18 protein-coding genes are annotated in these 17115 nt (G+C 70.3%); 5 read left to right on the top strand and 13 right to left on the bottom strand.

Annotated elements, in window-relative coordinates:
• Positions 1–121: 121 nt before the first annotated feature.
• Entirely contained in the window at positions 122–1519 is a 1398-nt protein-coding gene (locus ACZ50Q_RS08045; RefSeq protein ID WP_464081110.1) for a 3-deoxy-D-arabino-heptulosonate 7-phosphate synthase, read from the top strand.
• A 9-nt stretch (positions 1520–1528) separates the two neighbouring features.
• On the opposite strand, the gene ACZ50Q_RS08040 is transcribed toward ACZ50Q_RS08045, so the two are convergent.
• On the bottom strand, positions 1529–2473 hold the full coding sequence (locus ACZ50Q_RS08040; RefSeq protein WP_464081109.1) for a LysR family transcriptional regulator: 945 nt from the start codon (positions 2471–2473) through the stop codon (positions 1529–1531).
• Between the two features lie 92 nt (positions 2474–2565).
• Here ACZ50Q_RS08040 and ACZ50Q_RS08035 point away from each other — a divergent pair, with 92 nt between their 5' ends.
• From ACZ50Q_RS08035 to ACZ50Q_RS08025, 3 genes are read left to right on the top strand one after another with little or no spacing between them, the layout of a single operon-like run.
• Positions 2566–3777 (top strand): CaiB/BaiF CoA transferase family protein, encoded by a 1212-nt coding sequence (locus ACZ50Q_RS08035; protein WP_464081108.1) that lies wholly within the window; start codon positions 2566–2568, stop codon positions 3775–3777.
• Complete coding sequence (locus ACZ50Q_RS08030) at positions 3777–4841, top strand: NADPH:quinone oxidoreductase family protein (protein WP_464081107.1); 1065 nt, start codon at positions 3777–3779, stop codon at positions 4839–4841. Before ACZ50Q_RS08035 ends, ACZ50Q_RS08030 begins: the two co-directional genes overlap by 1 nt.
• A complete protein-coding gene (locus ACZ50Q_RS08025) occupies positions 4790–5812 on the top strand; it encodes a Bug family tripartite tricarboxylate transporter substrate binding protein (RefSeq protein WP_464081106.1) in 1023 nt (340 codons plus the stop codon). Before ACZ50Q_RS08030 ends, ACZ50Q_RS08025 begins: the two co-directional genes overlap by 52 nt.
• Positions 5813–5836: 24 nt before the next feature.
• Here ACZ50Q_RS08025 and ACZ50Q_RS08020 read toward each other — a convergent pair whose 3' ends face one another.
• The 11 genes from ACZ50Q_RS08020 to ACZ50Q_RS07970 form a co-directional block, all read right to left on the bottom strand.
• Complete coding sequence (locus ACZ50Q_RS08020) at positions 5837–6355, bottom strand: lipocalin family protein (RefSeq protein ID WP_464081105.1); 519 nt, start codon at positions 6353–6355, stop codon at positions 5837–5839.
• Between the two features lie 11 nt (positions 6356–6366).
• The gene (locus tag ACZ50Q_RS08015) at positions 6367–7449 is read right to left on the bottom strand and encodes an SAM-dependent methyltransferase (RefSeq protein WP_464081104.1); all 1083 of its coding nucleotides are present in this window, start codon (positions 7447–7449) and stop codon (positions 6367–6369) included.
• 11 nt (positions 7450–7460) lie between these two features.
• Positions 7461–8228, bottom strand: coding sequence for a DUF1295 domain-containing protein (locus ACZ50Q_RS08010; RefSeq protein ID WP_464081103.1), 768 nt, complete (start codon positions 8226–8228; stop codon positions 7461–7463).
• Positions 8225–8740: a DUF2878 domain-containing protein gene (locus tag ACZ50Q_RS08005; protein ID WP_464081102.1), complete on the bottom strand. Its 516-nt coding sequence runs from the start codon at positions 8738–8740 to the stop codon at positions 8225–8227. Before ACZ50Q_RS08005 ends, ACZ50Q_RS08010 begins: the two co-directional genes overlap by 4 nt.
• Entirely contained in the window at positions 8737–10011 is a 1275-nt protein-coding gene (locus ACZ50Q_RS08000; protein ID WP_464081101.1) for a class I SAM-dependent methyltransferase, read from the bottom strand. The genes ACZ50Q_RS08005 and ACZ50Q_RS08000 overlap by 4 nt, the downstream gene beginning before the upstream one ends.
• Positions 10008–10784 carry a DUF1365 domain-containing protein gene (locus ACZ50Q_RS07995; RefSeq protein WP_464081100.1) on the bottom strand — a complete coding sequence of 259 codons (777 nt, stop codon included), beginning with the start codon at positions 10782–10784 and terminating at the stop codon, positions 10008–10010. Before ACZ50Q_RS07995 ends, ACZ50Q_RS08000 begins: the two co-directional genes overlap by 4 nt.
• Positions 10781–12046, bottom strand: a complete 1266-nt coding sequence (locus ACZ50Q_RS07990) for an NAD(P)/FAD-dependent oxidoreductase (protein ID WP_464081099.1) — start codon at positions 12044–12046, stop codon at positions 10781–10783. Before ACZ50Q_RS07990 ends, ACZ50Q_RS07995 begins: the two co-directional genes overlap by 4 nt.
• A 2-nt stretch (positions 12047–12048) precedes the next feature.
• Positions 12049–12981, bottom strand: coding sequence for an acyl-CoA desaturase (locus ACZ50Q_RS07985; protein ID WP_464081098.1), 933 nt, complete (start codon positions 12979–12981; stop codon positions 12049–12051).
• A 77-nt stretch (positions 12982–13058) separates the two neighbouring features.
• Positions 13059–13961, bottom strand: coding sequence for an alpha/beta hydrolase (locus ACZ50Q_RS07980; protein WP_464081097.1), 903 nt, complete (start codon positions 13959–13961; stop codon positions 13059–13061).
• A 58-nt stretch (positions 13962–14019) separates the two neighbouring features.
• On the bottom strand, positions 14020–14691 hold the full coding sequence (locus ACZ50Q_RS07975) for an anti-sigma factor (RefSeq protein ID WP_464081096.1): 672 nt from the start codon (positions 14689–14691) through the stop codon (positions 14020–14022).
• Positions 14688–15233, bottom strand: a complete 546-nt coding sequence (locus tag ACZ50Q_RS07970; RefSeq protein ID WP_076515479.1) for an RNA polymerase sigma factor — start codon at positions 15231–15233, stop codon at positions 14688–14690. Before ACZ50Q_RS07970 ends, ACZ50Q_RS07975 begins: the two co-directional genes overlap by 4 nt.
• 264 nt (positions 15234–15497) lie before the next feature.
• Between ACZ50Q_RS07970 and ACZ50Q_RS07965 the strand changes: the two genes are divergently transcribed.
• On the top strand, positions 15498–16517 hold the full coding sequence (locus ACZ50Q_RS07965) for a histone deacetylase family protein (RefSeq protein WP_092582607.1): 1020 nt from the start codon (positions 15498–15500) through the stop codon (positions 16515–16517).
• Between the two features lie 19 nt (positions 16518–16536).
• Here ACZ50Q_RS07965 and ACZ50Q_RS07960 read toward each other — a convergent pair whose 3' ends face one another.
• Positions 16537–17055 carry a GNAT family N-acetyltransferase gene (locus ACZ50Q_RS07960; RefSeq protein ID WP_464081095.1) on the bottom strand — a complete coding sequence of 173 codons (519 nt, stop codon included), beginning with the start codon at positions 17053–17055 and terminating at the stop codon, positions 16537–16539.
• Positions 17056–17115 lie beyond the last annotated feature (60 nt).

The raw sequence follows: 17115 nt of genomic DNA, 5'->3' as shown, positions 1-17115 counted from the left end.
ATGCGTACGAATCACATCCTCGCGTTGATTGTCCTGGTCGTCGTCGTTTCGGTCGCCGTGTCGGTCGTTCCCTGGTAGCGCGTTCCGGGGGCAGCGAGTCCAGCCATGCCTCGGAACCTTCATGCCCCTGCCCTTTGCGCTTTCCCTGCTCGACCAGACTTTGCGTGGCGTCGCGCGCCGCTATCGCTTGCAGGAAACGCCCGAGGCGGCGCGCGGGCCTGAAGCTTCCGATCCGGCGACCGCCCTTGCCGTCGCCATCGAACATGCCCGCGCCGCGCTGGGCTCGGGCAGCGCGCCCGCCGAGGACACGCGCCGCGGGTTCATCGATGCGCTATCGTGCCTGATCCACGGGGCGCTGCGCGGCGATCCCGCCTTCCAGGCCATGGTGCTGCGGCACCGCTCGCCGCAGGTCCGGGAATATGCGTCGCTGTGCGCGCATGCCTCGCCGGACCACCGCGGCGTGCGGACCGCGGTCGATGCGCTGGCCCATCCCGGCAAGCGGCGCGGCATGCCCGACGGGCCGCTGCGCGACGCGCTGGCGCAACTGCATGCGGCCGCCGCGGCCGGCGACTGGTCCGCCCTGGCGCACGAGGCCGCCCGTCTCCTCGCCACGCTGGCGCCGCGCGATGACGCGGGCCCCAATGGTTCGCCACTTGCCTGCGGGCTTCAACGGCTGCTCGACGACCCCGCGCTGGCGCGCCTGCGCCGGCTTGACGGGCTGGCATCCGATCCGCTCGTGCAGCGCTACCAGATGCTTTGGGCGCGGCAAGGTCCCCGCCCCGGCACCGCCGAGGCCGCCGCGCAGGGCTTGGCTTCGCGCCGCCGCGGCATCGCGGTCGAAACGCTGGCCGAACGAACGGTCGCGGCGCTGGCCGATCGCCTTGCCGCCACAACCGGCGATGGCTTCCGTGTGGCCACCTCGATGCGCGTCCCGGCCTCGATGCCCGGCAACGCCGAGCGCGCCAAGACCGAATGGGACGTCGTGTTGCTCCGCCAATCGGCGGGCGAGGACGCGACGCCTGCCTGGGACGTTTGCCTGCTGGTGGAGGCCAAGGCGTCGACGGACGCCGCGTCCACGGACCTGCCGCGCCTGCTGCGCGGCTTGCGCCTGCTGGCGCACGCCGACGCGCAGACGGTCTACCCATTCGATAGCCACCAGGGTCCGGTGCATCTGCGCGGCGCCTCGCTCGCCGCGCTGGCGACGGACGAACCCAGCCTGATGCGGACCGTGCTCTATTTCTCCGACGCGCCCGCGGAGTCCGCGCCCCGGCTTCTTGGCGCAGCCAGCCGCATGCAGCTGCTGTCCGCCCAGCCCAGCCTGGACTACGCCAGCCTGCTGCTCGACGGCGAGGCGCCGGATCCGCAACGGCTGGAATCCGTCTGGCATCAATTGCTGGCGTCGCCGCGATGGGGCGCGGTACGCGAGCAGTATCCGCTGCTGCGCCAGGTACGAGCGCTGATGGTGCACGCGGACGATCTGCAGGCCGCCATCGAACGCATCGGCATGCCAGCGGCGTAGCGCCGCGCCTCACCCCGCGGCCGTGACGGTCCTGCCCCAATCCTGCGCATGGCGCTCGATGTGCGCGCGGAGGAAGTCGGCCAGCACGCGCGTGGCCATCGAAGGAAACCGATTGGGCGCGGTGAGCAGATAGATGGCATCGCCCACGCCCTCGGGTTCGAACGCAGGCAGCACTTCCTGCAACGTCCCGTCGCGAAGCTGGCTCCATACCGCATAGCGGGGCAGCAGGGCCACCCCCAGGCCGGCCAGCACCGCATCGCGCAAGAACGGATAATCCCCCGACTGCAGCCGCGGCGCGACGCGCAGGATCAGCGGGTCGCCATGGGTCTGCTTGAGCCGCAGGTCGAAACGCCGGCCCAGCGATTGCGGCGCGATCAGATCGCAGCGTCCCAGCTGCTCCACCCCCTCTACCGGGCCATTGCGATCCAGGAAGTCCGGCGACGCGCACAGGCACCACTGGATGCCGCACAGCCGCCGCGCGACGTGGTCCTCGGGCGGCGATGACGTGATCTTCAGCGCGATGTCGACCTCGGCGGAAATCAGGTCGCCGATGCCGTCGTTGATGTGCACGCGCAGCGCGATGTCGGGATAGGCGCGCGCAAAATCGAGCAGCACAGGCGCCAGGTAAAGATGGCCCAGCCCCGTGGGCAGACGGATGCGGACGTCGCCGCGCACGGTTCCATCCAGGCTGTCGATGGCGGCCTGCACCGCGCGCATTTCATCCAGCAGCCGGATGCCATGCTGGTACAGCAGCTGCCCTGCCTGCGTCAGTTCGACGTGCCGCGTGGTGCGCCGGAACAGTTGCGCGCCCAGGTCCAACTCAAGCCGTTTCAGGCGATGCGACATGTTGGACCGCGTCATGCCGCAACGCTGCGCGGCCGCGCTGAGGTTGCGCGACTCCACCATCGCAACGAACAGCCTGACGAGATTCAGGTCCGGCATATTGTCAATCATGATTCACCATTCCCGGCACAAACCGGTGGATTGTCCAATGCGTCGGCCGAGTCTAGCATCGTCCTCATTGCCCTTGGACCGTTAGCCGACCCATGCCGACCTCGCCGACCGACCTCTCTTGCGCCCCCTATTCGGGACTGCGCGTGCTGGACCTCAGCCAAGGCATCGCCGGGCCGTACTGCGCGCAGATCCTGTGGCAGCAGGGCGCGGACGTGGTCAAGGTGGAACCGCCGGACGGCGACTGGGGCCGCCACGTCGGCGTGGTGCGCGACGACCAGAGCGCCCTGTCCATCGCCTACAACGTGGGCAAGCGCGGCGTGTGCGTGGATGCGCGCCAGGCGCGGGGCAAAACGCTGCTTGCGGACATGGCCGAGCGCGCCGACATCGTGATCCAGAACTTCCGGCCCGGCGTTGCCGAGCGCATGGGCGTGGGTTACGACGGCCTGGCCGAGCGCCGCCCGGACCTGGTCTATGTGTCCATCAGCGGGTATGGACCCGACGGCCCCTACGCCAACGCCCCGGCCTCGGACTCCGTGATGCAGGCCGACAGCGGCCTGATGTACACGAACCAGACGCCGGCCGGAGAGCCCCGCCGCATCGGCCTGCTGATGGCGGACATCGCGACCGCGCTGTATGCGGCGCAGGCCGCCAGCGCCGCGCTCTACCAGCGGGCGCGCAGCGGCCGCGGCCAGCACGTGCAGCTCAATCTGTTCCAGGCCTGCGCCGCCCTGCAGGTCAATGACATCCTCGCCTACGGCATCGCGGGCGAGCGCGAGGCCGTGGCGGTCAGCGCGCCCAACGGCGTGTTCCAGACCGCCGACGCGCGCCTGTCGGTCCTGGCGTTGAACAATGACCAGTTCGCGCGCCTGTGCCGCGCGCTGGAACGTCCCGAATGGCTGGCCGATCCGGCGCTGTCCAGCAACGCCGCGCGCATGGCGCAGCGCGAGCGGCTGCATCGGGAGATGGCGGAGCAACTGGCGCTGCACCCCGCCTCGCATTGGGAGGAACGCCTCGCGCGCGAGGACGTGCTGCATGCGCGGGTGCGGGACTACGATGGCCTGGCCGCCCATCCGCAGGCGGCGCACCTTGAGCTGCTGGAGCCGCTGGCGCAGCCGGGCGGCACGCCCCTGCCCTATGCGCGCGCGCCGGGCGCCGCCGCGCGCAGGCCGCTGCAGGCCGCGCCTGCGATCGGCCAGCACACCGTGGAGGTGCTGACCGAATGGGGCGTGGCGCCAGCGGAGATCCAGGCCATGCTGCAGGCCGGCGTGCTGCGCCAGGCCGACGCCGGCAAGGAGTCCCTGTGATGCGCGCCCTGGTCTGCCACCGCCACGGTCCGGTCGAGGACGTGCTTGTCGACGAGATCGCCGACGCCCCCGCGCCGGGGCCCGATGACGTCACGCTCGCCGTCGACTACGCCAGCGTCAGCCACGCGACCAAGCTGTTGATAGAAGGACGCTACCAGAGCCGCCCGCCCCTGCCCTTTGCGCCCGGCACGGAAGCCGCCGGCCGCGTCATCGCATGCGGCGCGAACGTCACGCGCATCAAGCCCGGGGACAGGGTGGTGGCGCTATCGCGCTGGGGCTGCTATGCCGAGCGCCTGACCGTGCCTGAATACACGGTCTATCCGGTGCCCGACGACCTGCCGCTCCTGACTGCCCTGCCCATCCCCATTTCGTACGGCACCGCCTGGGCGGCGCTGCGCTGGCGCGCGGACATGCAGCCGGGCGAGACGGTGCTGGTGCTGGGCGCCGGCTCCGGCGTGGGCCTGGCGGCCGTGGAGATCGCCTCGGCGCTGGGGGCAACCGTGATCGCCTGCGCCAGCACGCCGGCCAAGCGCCAGGCCGCCCTGGACGCCGGCGCGTCGCACGCCTTCGCGGCCGACGAGGACATGGCGCAGGCCGTCAAGGCGGCAAGCGCCGGGCGCGGCGCCGACGTGGTGCTGGACGCGGTGGGCGGCGACGCCTTCGAACGCAGCGTGCGCGCCGCGGCGGCCAATGCGCGCATGGTGTCGGTGGGTTTCGCCAGCGGCCGCATCCCCGAGGTGCCGCTGAACCTGCTGCTCGTAAAAAACATAGCCCTGCATGGGTTTTTCTTTGGCCGCTACATCGGCTGGACGCCCGCGGACGAACGCATCGTCCACGCGCCCGCCGTGCAGCGGACCATGGCCACCCTGTTCGACTGGGCCCGCAGCCAGCGGATCCGGCCGGCCGTAACGGCGATCTATCCGATCACCGGTCTTGCCGCAGCACTCGCCGCCCTGGAAAGCCGACAAGTCGTCGGCAAGGTGGCGATCACGATAACGACGGAGACAACCCCATGCATGCCAACGACTTCCGGCGCGCCGCCCGGCCCCGCCGCTCCCGCGTAGCTCCCCGCCTGCGCCATCTCGCCGCCACGGCGCTCGCCCTGGGCTGCGCCTGCCTGCCCCTGGCCGCGCCGGCCGCCGACGCCTTTCCGAGCAAGCCCATCACCATGGTCGTGCCCTATCCGCCGGGCGGTCCGACCGACATCGTGGCGCGGCTGGTGGCGGCGGAAATGTCCAAGACCATCGGCCAGAACATCATCGTCGACAACAAGCCCGGCGCCAGCGGCATGATCGGCGCGGATCTCGTGGCGCGCGCCGCGCCGGATGGCTACACCTTCCTGGCCAACGCCTCGCTGCACGTCATCAACCCGTACATCTATGCGTCCATGCGCTACGACGCGTTCAAGGACTTCGTGCCCATCACGCAGCTGGCCGATGTGCCGCTGGTGCTGGTCGTGCCGCAGGCATCCCCGGTCCGCACCGTGCAGGACCTCGTGGCGCAGGGCAAGGCTCAGCCCTTGAACTTCGGATCGGCCGGATCGGCGTCCGCGCAGCAGCTCGCGGGCGAGTCGTTCAAGGTGCGTTCGGGGCTGCGGATGCAGCACGTCCCCTACAAGGGCAGCGCCCCCGCGCTGACGGACCTGGTGGGCGGACAGATCCAGCTGATGTTCGACTCCATGCCTTCGGCGATGCCGTTCATCAAGTCCGGCAAGCTGCGCGCGGTGGCCGTCACCACCGCCCGCCGCGTGGACGAACTGCCCGACGTGCCCACCATGGCCGAATCCGGCTTCCCCGGCTTTGACATCAGCACCTGGCATGGCCTGTGGGCGCCCAAGGGCACGCCGCCGGCCATCGTGGCCAAGCTCTCCGAACACGCGGCCCGCGCGCTCAAGCAACCCAACGTCGTGACGCAATACGCCGGCCTGGGCGCCAAGCCGGTGGGATCGGACCCCGCCACCTTCGCGCGCTTTAACGTGTCCGAGGGAGAAAAGTGGCGCGACATCGTCAAGGCGGCGCAGATCGTGCCGCAGTAGTGGAAATCGCGGACCGGCTGGGGTTCACCGGTCGCAGCGCTGCGGCACCTTGCGCGGGGTTTCCGTGTAGCCCAGCGCCGTCACCCTGCGCAGCAGGTCTGCGTAAACCGAGTCGTCCAGGCAGGGCACGCGCGCCATGACCCAGACGTAATCGCGCTTGGAACGGCCAATGATGGTGGTCTGGTAGTCCTCGTCCAGGTAGGCGATGACGTATTCGGCCTTGATGGGCCAGATGAACTGCATGCCCCAGACCGCGTTGCCGGTGTCCGGCCGCACGGTGGCCACCGGGTGCATGGTGTCGACCGGGGCGTCGAAGCTGCCGTCGCGGTAGCGGAAGTCGGTCTGCACCCGGCCGTCCGGCAGCCGGCGGTAGCTCTCGACCGCGTCGTAGGCGTTGCGCTCCGGCCAACTGGGAATGTGCGCGATCACATACCAGTCGCCCATGAAGCGGTCCAGATCCACCTGGGCCACCGGCGGCATGGGCGGCGGCGACGCGCAGCCGGCCAGCAGGGCGGCCGCGGCGATGTACAGGGTTCGCAGCATGATGGTTCTCCTCAGGGCCGCGTGTAGCGGTAATGCGCCACGCCCCATTGCTGGCCGGCGTCATAGCCGAAGAGCTCGGCGCACGCCATCCAGAACATGCGCCAGCGCTGGTTCCACAGTGCGGCCAGCGGCGCGCCGTAGGCCTGCCCCAGCACCGCCAGCGCCTGGCCGCGCCGTGCATCCTGGTTGGCGAGCCAGTGGTTGGCGGTGCGCGCATAGTGCGTGCCGTCGAGGAACCAGCGATCTTCGAGCTGCAGGTCGCGCTGGAAGTGCAGCAAGGTATGCGCCGACGGCATGATGCCGCCGGTGAAAAAATGCCGTCCCATCCAGTTGTCGGCCCCCTCGGTCTCGAACGGATAGGCGCGTTCGCGGTGCGCGAAGATGTGCACGAACAGCTTGCCGCCGGGCCGCAGCCACTGGGCGATGCGCGCCAGCAGGTCCTGGTAGTTGCGCATGTGTTCGAACATTTCCACCGAGACGCAGCGGTCGAAGGCGGCGCCGGGCAGCGTCAGCACGTTGACGTCGCACGTGACGACGCGCACGTGCGACCAGCCCCGCTCGCGGCAGCGCGCCTCGATGTGCTGGCGCTGGGTGGCGGAATTGGACACCGCCGTGATGCGCGCGTTGGGAAACTGCTCGGCCATCCACAAGGTCAACGAGCCCCAGCCGCAACCCAGCTCCAGGATGTCCTGGCCGTCGGCCAGCCCGGCGCGCTCGCCGTACAGGCGCAGCATGGCGAGCTCGGCCTGGTCCAGCGTTTCGCCGCCGGTCGGGTAATAGCAGCTTGAATACTTCATCCGCGCGCCCAGGCACAGCTGGAAGAAGGCGGTCGGCAATTCGTAGTGCTGGGCGTTGGCGGCGTCGGTATGAATGGCCACGGCGCTGGCGCGCAGCCCGGCGATGAGCTGGCGGTCGCGCTCGGTCCAGGCGTCGATGCCGCCGGCATATTCCTGCGCCAGTCGCTGGGCGCACAGGCGCCGCATGCCCAGCCGCAGCAGCGCGTCGGGCAGCAAGCCGCGTTCGGCCAGCCCGAGCAGGCCGGGCGCGGGGCGATCGGCGGCCAGGGGAGTGTCGTGCAAGGTGGCGGTGGTCATGGCGTGCCTCGTCAGTGTTTGGGAAACCAGGGAAAGAAGGCCGACGTGCGGTGCTGATAGTCGCGGTAGTCGTCGCCGCGCGTGCGCAGCGCCTGCTGCTCGGTGAACGGAATGCCGCTGATCCAGCGCAGGAACACGTACATCAGCACCGGTCCCAGCCAGGCCATCCACTGCAGCGGCGACCCCCAGGCCAGGGCGACATAGCCGAACCAGTGGCACCATTCGAAGAAATAGTTGGGATGGCGCGAATAGCGCCACAGGCCCTCGCGGCAGGTGCGGCCGCGATGGGCGGGGTCGTCGCGGAAGCGGTCGAGCTGGCGGTCGGCGATCACCTCGCCCGACAGCGCCGCCAGCCAGATCAGCAGGCCCAGGACCACCGGCCAGCCTTGCGCCGGACTGGCGCCAACCGCCAGGAACGGCAGGCAGAACAACATCACCAAACCGGCCTGGAACATGAACAGGCCGAAGAACTTGCCCTGGTGGCCCTGCCAATGCTCGCGCAGCGCGCGATAACGTCCGTCCTCGCCCTGGCGCACGCGGCGCCACAGATGCCAGGCCAGCCGCAACGACCAGACGCCCGCCATCAGCGCCAGCGCCAGCCGGGCCGCGATGCTGCCCGTGCCGGTGGCGGCGATCAGGCAGGCGGCCGCGCCCATGCCCAGCGCCCACACCACGTCGACGATGCCGGCATTGGCGCGGCAGCGCTGCCAGCCCCAGGCCAGCGCCATCGCCACGATCATGCCGGCCGCGATGCATAACCATTGTTGCCAGATCGTCATGATGCCTCCCGGTTCCAGCGCCGCGCGCCCGCGGTCAGCGCCGGCAATGCCAGCGCCCAGCCCGCCGCCAGCGCGGCGGTGGCGCGCCACGCCGGCGGTTCGAATTGCACCGCCTGCCAGCCACGCGCGGCGCCCCAATAGGCCAGCGGTCCGCCAATCGCGCCGACCGCGCAGGCCAGCCAGGGCCGCGGACGCAGATAGGCCAGCGAATGGTTCAGGGTCAGCGCGAACGCCGCCCACAACGCCAGGATCCAGGCCGGCGCGAGCCAGCCGTTGGCGGCATAGCGCGCCCAACCCAGCGCGGACAGCGTGCCGTCCAGCGCCATGCCGCAGATCACGGCGGCCCCGGCCAGGCGCAGATCGGCGCGCGCCGTGGCCGACGCCGCCAGTTGGGCCACGATGAAGACCAGGGCGGCGGCCACGCCCGGCCAGGCCAGGCCGTGGCCCGCGCCGATCACGGCGCTGAACCACACGATCTGGTAGCCGATCAGGTTGGCCCAGAACCGCATCATGCGTCCTCCCTCACCCAGCGCGCGCCCGTGACGCGCGCCTGCGGATGCGTCAGCAGCAGGTGCGCAACGCCGATCGAGCGCTCGCGAAAGCCCCCTTCGCAGTACGCCAGATAGAACTCCCACAGGCGGCAGAAGCGCGCGTCAAAGCCTTGCGCCCGCACCTGCGGCAACCGCGCCAGGAAGCGCTCGCGCCAGATCTGCAGGGTGCGCGCATACGACAGGCCGAAGTCTTCCAGGTGCACCAGGGCCAGGTCGCAGGCGCGTGTCTTGGCGCGCAGCATGGCGTCGATCGACGGGATGAAGCTGCCCGGAAAGATGTGGCGCTTGATGAAATCGACCGATGCCAGCGCCTGCTGGTAGCGGTGGTCTTCGATGGTGATGGCCTGGATCAGCGCGCGGCCGCGCGGGTCGAGCAGGTTGGCGACCTGGCGGAAATAGGTCTCCAGGAAGTTCGCGCCGACCGCCTCGATCATCTCCACCGACACCAGTTTGTCGTATTGCCCCTGCAGGTCGCGGTAGTCCCGCAGCACGACGTCGACGCGGTCCTGCAAGCCGGCGGCGTGCACGCGCTCGACCGCCAGGTCGTGTTGCTCGCGCGATAGCGTGGCGGTCGTGACATGGCAGCCGTAGTGGCGCGCCGCGTGGATCGCGAAGCCGCCCCACCCGCTGCCGATCTCCACGACGCGGTCCGTGGGCTGCAGTTCCAGCTTGCGGCAGATCGTCTCCAGCTTGCGATGGGAGGCCGCTTCCAGCGTGTCGTCGCCGTCGGCCCACATTGCCGACGAATACATCAGGTCATCCGACAGGAACAGCCCGAAGAAGGTGTTGCCCAGGTCGTAGTGCGCGGCGATGTTGCGCCGGCTGCCCGCGCGGGTGTTGGCATTGCCGGCATGCCAGCGCCGGAGCGCCCAGCCGGCCAGCCGCGCCAGGCCGGATTCCATGGCGTCCAGCGTGTCGCGGTTGCGCACCAGCAGGCGCACCAGGCCGACCAGGTCATCGCAGCGCCACAGGCCGTCGCCATAGGCTTCGCCCGCGCCGACGCTGCCTTGCGCCGCCACCAGCCGGTAGAACCCCAGGTCGCTCACGGTCAGCCGCACGCAGGGATCGCCCCGGCCCAGCGTGACGCTGCCCAGGCTGTCCTCGATCAGCAGCTGGCCATGGTCCAGCGCCGCCAGGCTGGCGAACAGGCGCTGGCGTAACAGGCGGTCGAGCGGGCCGGCGCGGCGGCTGGCCGCGATCGAAGCGTGTTCAGAGGGCGTCATGGGCTTCATTTCGGTTCTCCGTTGGGCGTGCGGGGATGGTCGTAGACGGGGTTGCGCTTGAGCCACAAGCGCAGCGCCTGCCAGTGAATGGCGCCGATGACCTGCAGCGTCATCAGCGGATAGCGCCACAGCAGCCGGGCCAGCGCCGCGCCGTCGAGCGCCCGGCGTTGCAGATCGAGGCGGGCGTCGAACTGCGCCACGCCCTGGCGGCTGACGCGCATGTGCACGCGCAGGTCGTCCGCCGGTGCGGTGAAGCGCCAGTCGTAGGCGCAGTCCATGGGCATGAAGGGCGACACGTGGAAGCGCTTGTCGAAGCGCCAGGCCAGCGCCGCGCCCTCGCGCTCGGCGGCGGCGGCCGGCAGCACCACGCAATGGCGCTGCTTCCACGGGGTGTTGGTGATTTCCGCCACGATCGCGGCCAGCGTGCGGCCGTCGGCCTCAAAGCAGTAGTAAAAGCTGACCGGGTTGAAGACATAGCCCGCGTAGCGCGGATGCGCCAGCAACCGGATCGGCCCGGCCGGCACGTCCCCCAGGCTTGCCCGCAGGCGTTCGCGCACGGCCTGCGCCAGCGGCAGCCCGCCGTCCGCGTCCAGGTAGTCGGCCCGGCGCCATTGCGCCAGGTTGGGCCGCTCGACCGACCACAGCCAACGCCCCTGGAACACCTGATCGATCTCGTCCAGGTCCAGGTAGAGCTGGGCCATGCGGTAGCCGAAGCCATGCGCATGCGGGTGGTGGCGCCGGTGCGTCACCTTGCCCTCGTAGACGGCGCTTTGCAGCGTCATGCCGCCTCCCGGGCCCACGCCTGCGGCCGAGACTGGATGGCGCGCACGACGTCCAGCGCGCTGGCCACGCCATCCTCGTGAAACCCCCAGCCCCAGTAGGCGCCGGCGTACCAGGTGCGCCCCCGGCCCGAGATGTCCGCGCGGCGCGCCTGCGCGGCCACCGACGCATGGGTGTAGACGGGATGGTGATAATGCATGCGCGCCAGCACGTGCGCCGGGTCGATGGCGTCGCTGCGGTTCAGCGTCACGACGAACGGCCGCGGCGACTCGATGCCCTGCAGCAGGTTCATGCAATAGCTGACCGAGCATGGCGCGGCCGGGTCGGCCGGCACATAGGCATTCCAGGCGGCCCAGGCCTTGCGTTGGCGCGGCAGCAGGCGCGCGTCGGTATGCAGCACCACGTCGTTGTCCTGGTAGGCGATGGCGCCCAGCACCTCGCGCTCTTGCGGCGTCGGGTCCGCCAGCAGCGCCAGCGCCTGGTCGCTGTGGCAGGCGAAGATCACTTCGTCATGGGGTTCCTGGCCGTCGCGCGTGACCACCTGCACGCCGGCGGCGTGGCGCCTGACGCTGCGCACGGGACAAGCGAGCCGCTCGCGCACCGTCCAGCGCTGGCGCATCGCATCGATGTAGCGGCGCGATCCGCCCCGCACCACGCGCCACTGCGGCCGGCCGCTGATCCGCAGCATCTGGTGGTTGGCCATGAACTGCACCAGGTAGCGCGCCGGGAATTCCAGGATGCGGGCCGCCGGCGACGACCACAGCGCCGAAGCCATCGGGATCAGGTGATCGGTGCGAAAGGCGTCGCCATACCGATGTTGCGCCAGATAATCGCCCAGCGTCGGGCCCGGATCGGGCGAGTCCAGCAGCGTGGGGGCCTGGCGGTAAAAGCGCAGCAGGTCGCGCACCATGCCCAGGAAGCGGGGCGACACCAGGTTGCGCCGCTGGCAGAACAGCGTGTCCAGCGAGGTCGCGTTGTAGGCCAGGCCATCGGCCTCCTTGTGGACCGAAAAACTCATGGTGGTGGGCTGCGACGCCACGCCCAGTTCATCCAGCAGGGCCGTGAAGTTCGGGTAGTTGAGCGGGTTGTGGACGATGAAGCCGCTGTCGACCTGATACGGCCGGCCGTCCAGCTCCACCGCATGCGTGTGCGTATGCCCGCCCAGGTAGTCATTGGCCTCGTACAGCGTGACCTCGTGGTCGCGGCCCAGCTTCCAGGCGCAGACCAGTCCCGCGATGCCCGAGCCGATGATCGCGATGCGCATGTTCACTCCTTGGCGGCGGCCAGCGCCCAGGCCGGCACGGGTTTGAGGTCCCAGATCAGGCCGGCGGCCGCCAGAAGGCGCAGGCCGTACCAGGTGATGTCGATCTCGCGGGCGCGGAACCCCTGCCGCGCCGAGCCCGGATAAAAGTGATGGTTGTTGTGCCAGCCCTCGCCGAAGGTCAGCAGCGCCAGCCAGGCGTTGTTGCGGCTGTCGTCGTCGGTGTCGTAGCGGCGCTTGCCGTAGCGGTGCGCAAGCGAGTTGATGGTGACGGTGGCATGAAAGAGCGCGACGGTCGAAACGAAAAAGCCCCAGACCAGCATCTGCGGCCCGTCGGTGCCCAGGCCGGGCGCCACGCGCTCCAGCAGCGCGCCCAGGCCATAGCAGCCCAGGGCCAGGGCGAGCGGCACTGCCGCGTCGTAGCGGTCGAGCCAGCGCAGTTCGGCGTAGCCGCGCAGGTCCGGCACGCGCGCCAGGTCGGTGGCGAAGGCGCGGCGCGTCAGGAACCAGCCCATGTGGCTCCACCAGAACCCATGGCGGCGCGGCGAATGCAGGTCCTGTTCGCCGTCGGCATGGCGATGATGGTGGCGATGGTGGGCCGCCCACCACAGCGGCCCGCGCTGCGCGCACGATGCGCCCAGCACGGCGAACACCAGTTGCATGCCGCGCGAGGTGCGGAAGGTGCGATGCGAGAAGTAGCGGTGATAGAACCCGGTGAGGGCGAACATGCGCAGGGCGTACAGCGCCGCCGCCAGCGCCAGCGCCGCGGGCGACACGCCGGTCCACAGCGCCCCCAGGCAGCCGATGTGCAACAACGCAAAGGGCAAGGCGCGGGTCCAGTCGATGCGATCGGGATCGCCGCCCGGCGCGTCCTGCGCCTGCGTATCGACCCATCGCCTGATCGAAGCGGTCCAGCCTGCGAAAACGGAGCGCATCATGATGTCCTGTGTGAAACGTGTCGGGATATACGGGCGGGCGGCCGCAACGGATGCGTCGGATGCATCAGTGAAAACCCTTATTTCTGGCGCACCGCGTTCGGGCAGGGATGGGCCACGAACGCGTCCAGGTCGTCAAGCACGGGCGCGCGCCAGCGCAGCGGGCGCGACAGCGTGCCCACCAGCAGCTTGTGGCCGAGGTCGGGGTAGGTCACCAACCTGGCGCACGCGCCGGCGGTTTGCAGGGCGGCCGCCAGGCTGGCGCTGTTGCGGCGCGGGTCGACCGTGGTATCGGCCGCGCCGGTCAAGAGCAGGCCGGGCGGCGCAGCCGCGCTGACGTGGTGGATGGGTTGCGAGTCGGGCGGCGTGTCCGGGTAGCCGAACACCGGCCGCAGCGTGCGCGAGACGATGGGCAGGAAGTCATAGGGCCCGGCCAGGCCGATCCAGCCCGCCAGCGCCGCGGGGCTGGAGCCGGCGCCGCCCAGCCAGCGCCCGTCCAGCGCCAGCATGGCGGCGATGTAGCCGCCGGCGCTGTGGCCGGCGACAAAGACGCGCCGCGGATCGCCGCCATGGTCGGCGATATGGCGCTGGGTCCAGGCGACCGCCAGGGCGGCGTCGCGCAGGAAGTCCGGGTAGCCGGCTTCGGGATAGAGCCGGTAATCGACAACGACCGCGACCATGCCGCGCGCCGCCAGCGCGTCGCCGACGAAACGGTAGTCGGCCCGTTCCCCGCTGCGCCAGCTGCCGCCATAGAAGAACACCACCACGGGCGCATTCACCGCGCCGGGCGGCCGGTAGACGTCCAGCCGCTGGCGCGCCAGCGGACCGTAGGCCAGTCCCGCCGAGACCCGGTGGGCGTCGTCGGGCACGGCGCCATTGAGCACCGTCAGGGGCGAACAGGCGGCCAGCAGGCCAAGGGCCAGCGCGGCCAGGACCACGATGGCAAGCAGGCCGCGCGGGCCTGCGGTAATCCAGGAAGACATGAGGGGCTCCGCAATGGGATACCCCTCTATACGCGGTCCGGCCCGCTTTGGATGCGGCTCAGATCTTGAGCACGTCGCCGCTCATGATGACCGGCCCCGTCGGTTTGCCCGAAGGCGATCCGCCCGGCGGTTCGAGCGTGATGGCCAGCTTCTGGATGCCTTCCAGGCCCTGGCTGCGCCGCAGCGCCGTCTGGCCATCGGGCGCCACCACGCCGACCGATTGCGGCGCCTGCCCGGGCGGGATCACCCACAGTTCCAGCGCCTTGCCGCCGGCGCGCGAGGCCAGGTCCTGCAAGGCGTGGACATGCAGGCCGCCGCGCTCGTCGGCGCGCACCACCAGCATGGCCTGCGCCTCCGGGCTTTGCAGCACCGCCATCAATTGCGTGCGCGCGGCGCGGTCGACCTGCATCGGGTAGACCACCACCCCGGCCACCAGCACCGCCGCCAGCGCGCCGCTGAGCACGCGCCAGAAAGCCAGGCCCTGCCAGCCGCGGGCGCCGCCCGGCTTCAGGCGCGGTTCGATGGCGCGCCAGACGCGGCGTGGCGGCACGCGGGTAGGCAGCGACCACAGCAGCGGATAGATGTCGTTTTCCCAGTCGCGCACCTGGCGGCGCAGGTTGGCGTCGGCGGCCATCAGGCCCTCGAAGCGGCGGCGCGCGCCGCCCCGCATCGCGCCGGCCACGTAGTCGGCGGCAAGCCGCGCGCGCAGTTCGGGATCGCTGTAGTTCATGACAGGCACCTCTTGAGCCGGTCCATGCCGCGCCGCACCCAGCTCTTGATCGTGCCCAGCGGCGCCTGCAGGCGCCGGGCGATCTCGCTGTGGCTGAGGTCATCGAAGAAGGACAGCGCGATGGCGGTGCGTTGCTGCCCTTCCAGTTGTTTCAGGCAGTCGGCCAGGCGCTGGCCGTCCTGGTCGCGTTGCAGGCGCTCAAAGGGGCCGGGCGCGTCGTCGGCCCAGGCCTGCGTCAGCTCGCCGTCGGCGTCGGGACGCTCCAGGTCCGGCCTGCGCAGCAGGTCGATGCAGCGATTGCGCACGATGCGCGTCATCCAGGTCATGACTTGGCTCTGCTCCGAAGAATAGCGGGCGGCGTTGCGCCAGATATTGATGAAGCTGTCCTGGAGGACTTCCTCCGCCCAGTCGCTTCGCCGCAATATACGTACGGCAAGCGCAAATAGATGCGGGGACGTCTGTTGATAGAGTTCGGCCAGCGCGGATTCCTGGCCGCGGGCGCAGTCCTGTATCAATGCCTGCAGACGAAGCGGGTCGGGCATGGCGGCTATCCGGGTCACTGATGATGCGGCCGCGCGCGGGAAACCGGCGCGCGGGAGGGCGGAAGTCTTCGTGCGCATGATACAGGCAAGTCCCCCGCGCTGGCGGCGGCGATTTTTAAGGCCGGCCGCGCGCGCGGCCTGGGGTAATCCCCCATAAGCAGGGGATGGCCGCTGGATAAGAATTCATGGTTTTCTCACTGATTTATTCCCACGGCCGCCTCGCATCTGGCGAGCAGTCCACATTAGGCATCAGGGGTCCCTGGCATGAAGGCGTTTTTCCACGACGATCAAAAGCTGCACCATCCGCAGACCTACTTCTCGCGCGGCAAGATGCGCACGCCGCAGGAGGTGCCCTCGCGCCTGGACGGCCTGGTGCAGGCGGCCCGCAAGCTGGGATTCGACGTGCAGGCCCCGGCCGACCACGGCGCCGGGGCGCTGGCGGCGGTGCACAGCCTGGACTACCTGCGCTTCCTGCAGGACGCCCACGAAGACTGGATGAAGCTCCCCGGAGACTGGGGCGGCGAAGTGGTGTCCAACGTGTTCGTGCGCGAGCCCAACGCCCTGCGCGGCGTGCTGGCCAAGGCGGGGCGCTATCTGGCCGACGGCAGTTGCCCGGTCGGCCCGAAGACCTGGCATTCGGCATACTGGTCGGCGCAATGCGCCATCGCGGGCGCCGAGACGCTGCTGGCCGGCGACCGCCACGCCTACGCCATCTGCCGGCCGCCCGGCCACCACGCCCGGCGCGACGCCGCGGGCGGCTTCTGCTACCTGAACAACGCGGCCATCGCCGCGCAGCGCCTGACGGCCCGCTTTCCGCGCGTGGCCATCCTGGACACCGACATGCACCATGGCCAGGGCATCCAGGAGATCTTCTATCACCGCAGCGACGTGCTCTACGTGTCCATCCACGGCGATCCCGAAAACTTCTACCCGGTGGTGGCGGGCTTCGAGGACGAGCGCGGCGCCGGCGAGGGCCTGGGCTACAACATCAACCTGCCGATGCCGCACGGCTCGCCCGAATCGGTGTTCTTCGACCGGCTGGCGCAGGCCCGCCGGGCGATCGAACTGTTCCAGCCCGATGCCCTGGTGCTGTCGCTGGGCTTCGACATCTTCGAGAAGGATCCGCAGGCCATGGTCAGCGTGAGCGAAGACGGCTTCGAGCGCCTGGGCCGGGAAGTCGGCGGCCTGGACCTGCCGACGCTGATCGTGCAGGAAGGCGGCTACTACATCGAAGGCCTGGAATCCAACGCCCGGCGATTCTTCACCGGCCTGGGCGCCGCCTGATCCGGCGCGGGCCGTCCTGCTACGCGCCGCGGCCGACCGGCAGGCGCATCGCCACGCGCCGCTGCGCGGGCAGGCCGTGGCGCGCCTCGGCCTGCAGCACCTCGTGCAATCGCGAGCCCGGCAACGCCGGGTCTGGCTGGAATCCCAGCCGCGCATACCAGGCCTCATTCCACGCGACATCGCGGAAGGTCGTGAGGGTAACGGCGCGCATGCCCGCGCGCAGGGCATGCTGCAGCGCCGCGCGCACGAGCTGCCTGCCCACGCCCCTGCGCTGATGGCCGGCGTCGACGGCCAGCTCCCACACGTGCAGGTCGTCGCCGAAGGCTTCGGCAGCCAGAAATCCGCACAACTGCCCCGCGTCCGTGTGCGCCACCCAGGACGTTCCCTGCGCGATCAGCCGCTGGTGCGCGGCGTCGGACATCGCGTCATCGTCGGCGATCCATTCCAGGCCCGCAACGCCGCGAAACAGCGCGCCGGCCGACCGCTCGATGGCGGGCAGCAGGGCGGCGTCTTCAGGGCGGGCGGGGCGTATCGGCATGGGATGGCGGGCGGTCGAGTTCTGGCGGCCGTGATTCTACGCCGCCCCACGCCGCGCGGC

It is taken from the genome of Achromobacter sp. T5-5 (assembly GCF_055397965.1).
The sequence above is the reverse complement of the archived record's forward strand: the minus strand, read 5'-3'. Positions and strand labels throughout refer to the sequence as shown.

Bases quoted from the DNA above. Each gene is read 5' to 3' on its own strand.
- ACZ50Q_RS08045 (WP_464081110.1), top strand. From the start codon at position 122: ATGCCCCTGCCCTTTGCGCTTTCCCTGCTCGACCAGACTTTGCGTGGC.
- ACZ50Q_RS08040 (WP_464081109.1), bottom strand. From the start codon at position 2,473: ATGATTGACAATATGCCGGACCTGAATCTCGTCAGGCTGTTCGTTGCG.
- ACZ50Q_RS08035 (WP_464081108.1), top strand. From the start codon at position 2,566: ATGCCGACCTCGCCGACCGACCTCTCTTGCGCCCCCTATTCGGGACTG.
- ACZ50Q_RS08030 (WP_464081107.1), top strand. From the start codon at position 3,777: ATGCGCGCCCTGGTCTGCCACCGCCACGGTCCGGTCGAGGACGTGCTT.
- ACZ50Q_RS08025 (WP_464081106.1), top strand. From the start codon at position 4,790: ATGCATGCCAACGACTTCCGGCGCGCCGCCCGGCCCCGCCGCTCCCGC.
- ACZ50Q_RS08020 (WP_464081105.1), bottom strand. From the start codon at position 6,355: ATGCTGCGAACCCTGTACATCGCCGCGGCCGCCCTGCTGGCCGGCTGC.
- ACZ50Q_RS08015 (WP_464081104.1), bottom strand. From the start codon at position 7,449: ATGACCACCGCCACCTTGCACGACACTCCCCTGGCCGCCGATCGCCCC.
- ACZ50Q_RS08010 (WP_464081103.1), bottom strand. From the start codon at position 8,228: ATGACGATCTGGCAACAATGGTTATGCATCGCGGCCGGCATGATCGTG.
- ACZ50Q_RS08005 (WP_464081102.1), bottom strand. From the start codon at position 8,740: ATGATGCGGTTCTGGGCCAACCTGATCGGCTACCAGATCGTGTGGTTC.
- ACZ50Q_RS08000 (WP_464081101.1), bottom strand. From the start codon at position 10,011: ATGAAGCCCATGACGCCCTCTGAACACGCTTCGATCGCGGCCAGCCGC.
- ACZ50Q_RS07995 (WP_464081100.1), bottom strand. From the start codon at position 10,784: ATGACGCTGCAAAGCGCCGTCTACGAGGGCAAGGTGACGCACCGGCGC.
- ACZ50Q_RS07990 (WP_464081099.1), bottom strand. From the start codon at position 12,046: ATGCGCATCGCGATCATCGGCTCGGGCATCGCGGGACTGGTCTGCGCC.
- ACZ50Q_RS07985 (WP_464081098.1), bottom strand. From the start codon at position 12,981: ATGATGCGCTCCGTTTTCGCAGGCTGGACCGCTTCGATCAGGCGATGG.
- ACZ50Q_RS07980 (WP_464081097.1), bottom strand. From the start codon at position 13,961: ATGTCTTCCTGGATTACCGCAGGCCCGCGCGGCCTGCTTGCCATCGTG.
- ACZ50Q_RS07975 (WP_464081096.1), bottom strand. From the start codon at position 14,691: ATGAACTACAGCGATCCCGAACTGCGCGCGCGGCTTGCCGCCGACTAC.
- ACZ50Q_RS07970 (WP_076515479.1), bottom strand. From the start codon at position 15,233: ATGCCCGACCCGCTTCGTCTGCAGGCATTGATACAGGACTGCGCCCGC.
- ACZ50Q_RS07965 (WP_092582607.1), top strand. From the start codon at position 15,498: ATGAAGGCGTTTTTCCACGACGATCAAAAGCTGCACCATCCGCAGACC.
- ACZ50Q_RS07960 (WP_464081095.1), bottom strand. From the start codon at position 17,055: ATGCCGATACGCCCCGCCCGCCCTGAAGACGCCGCCCTGCTGCCCGCC.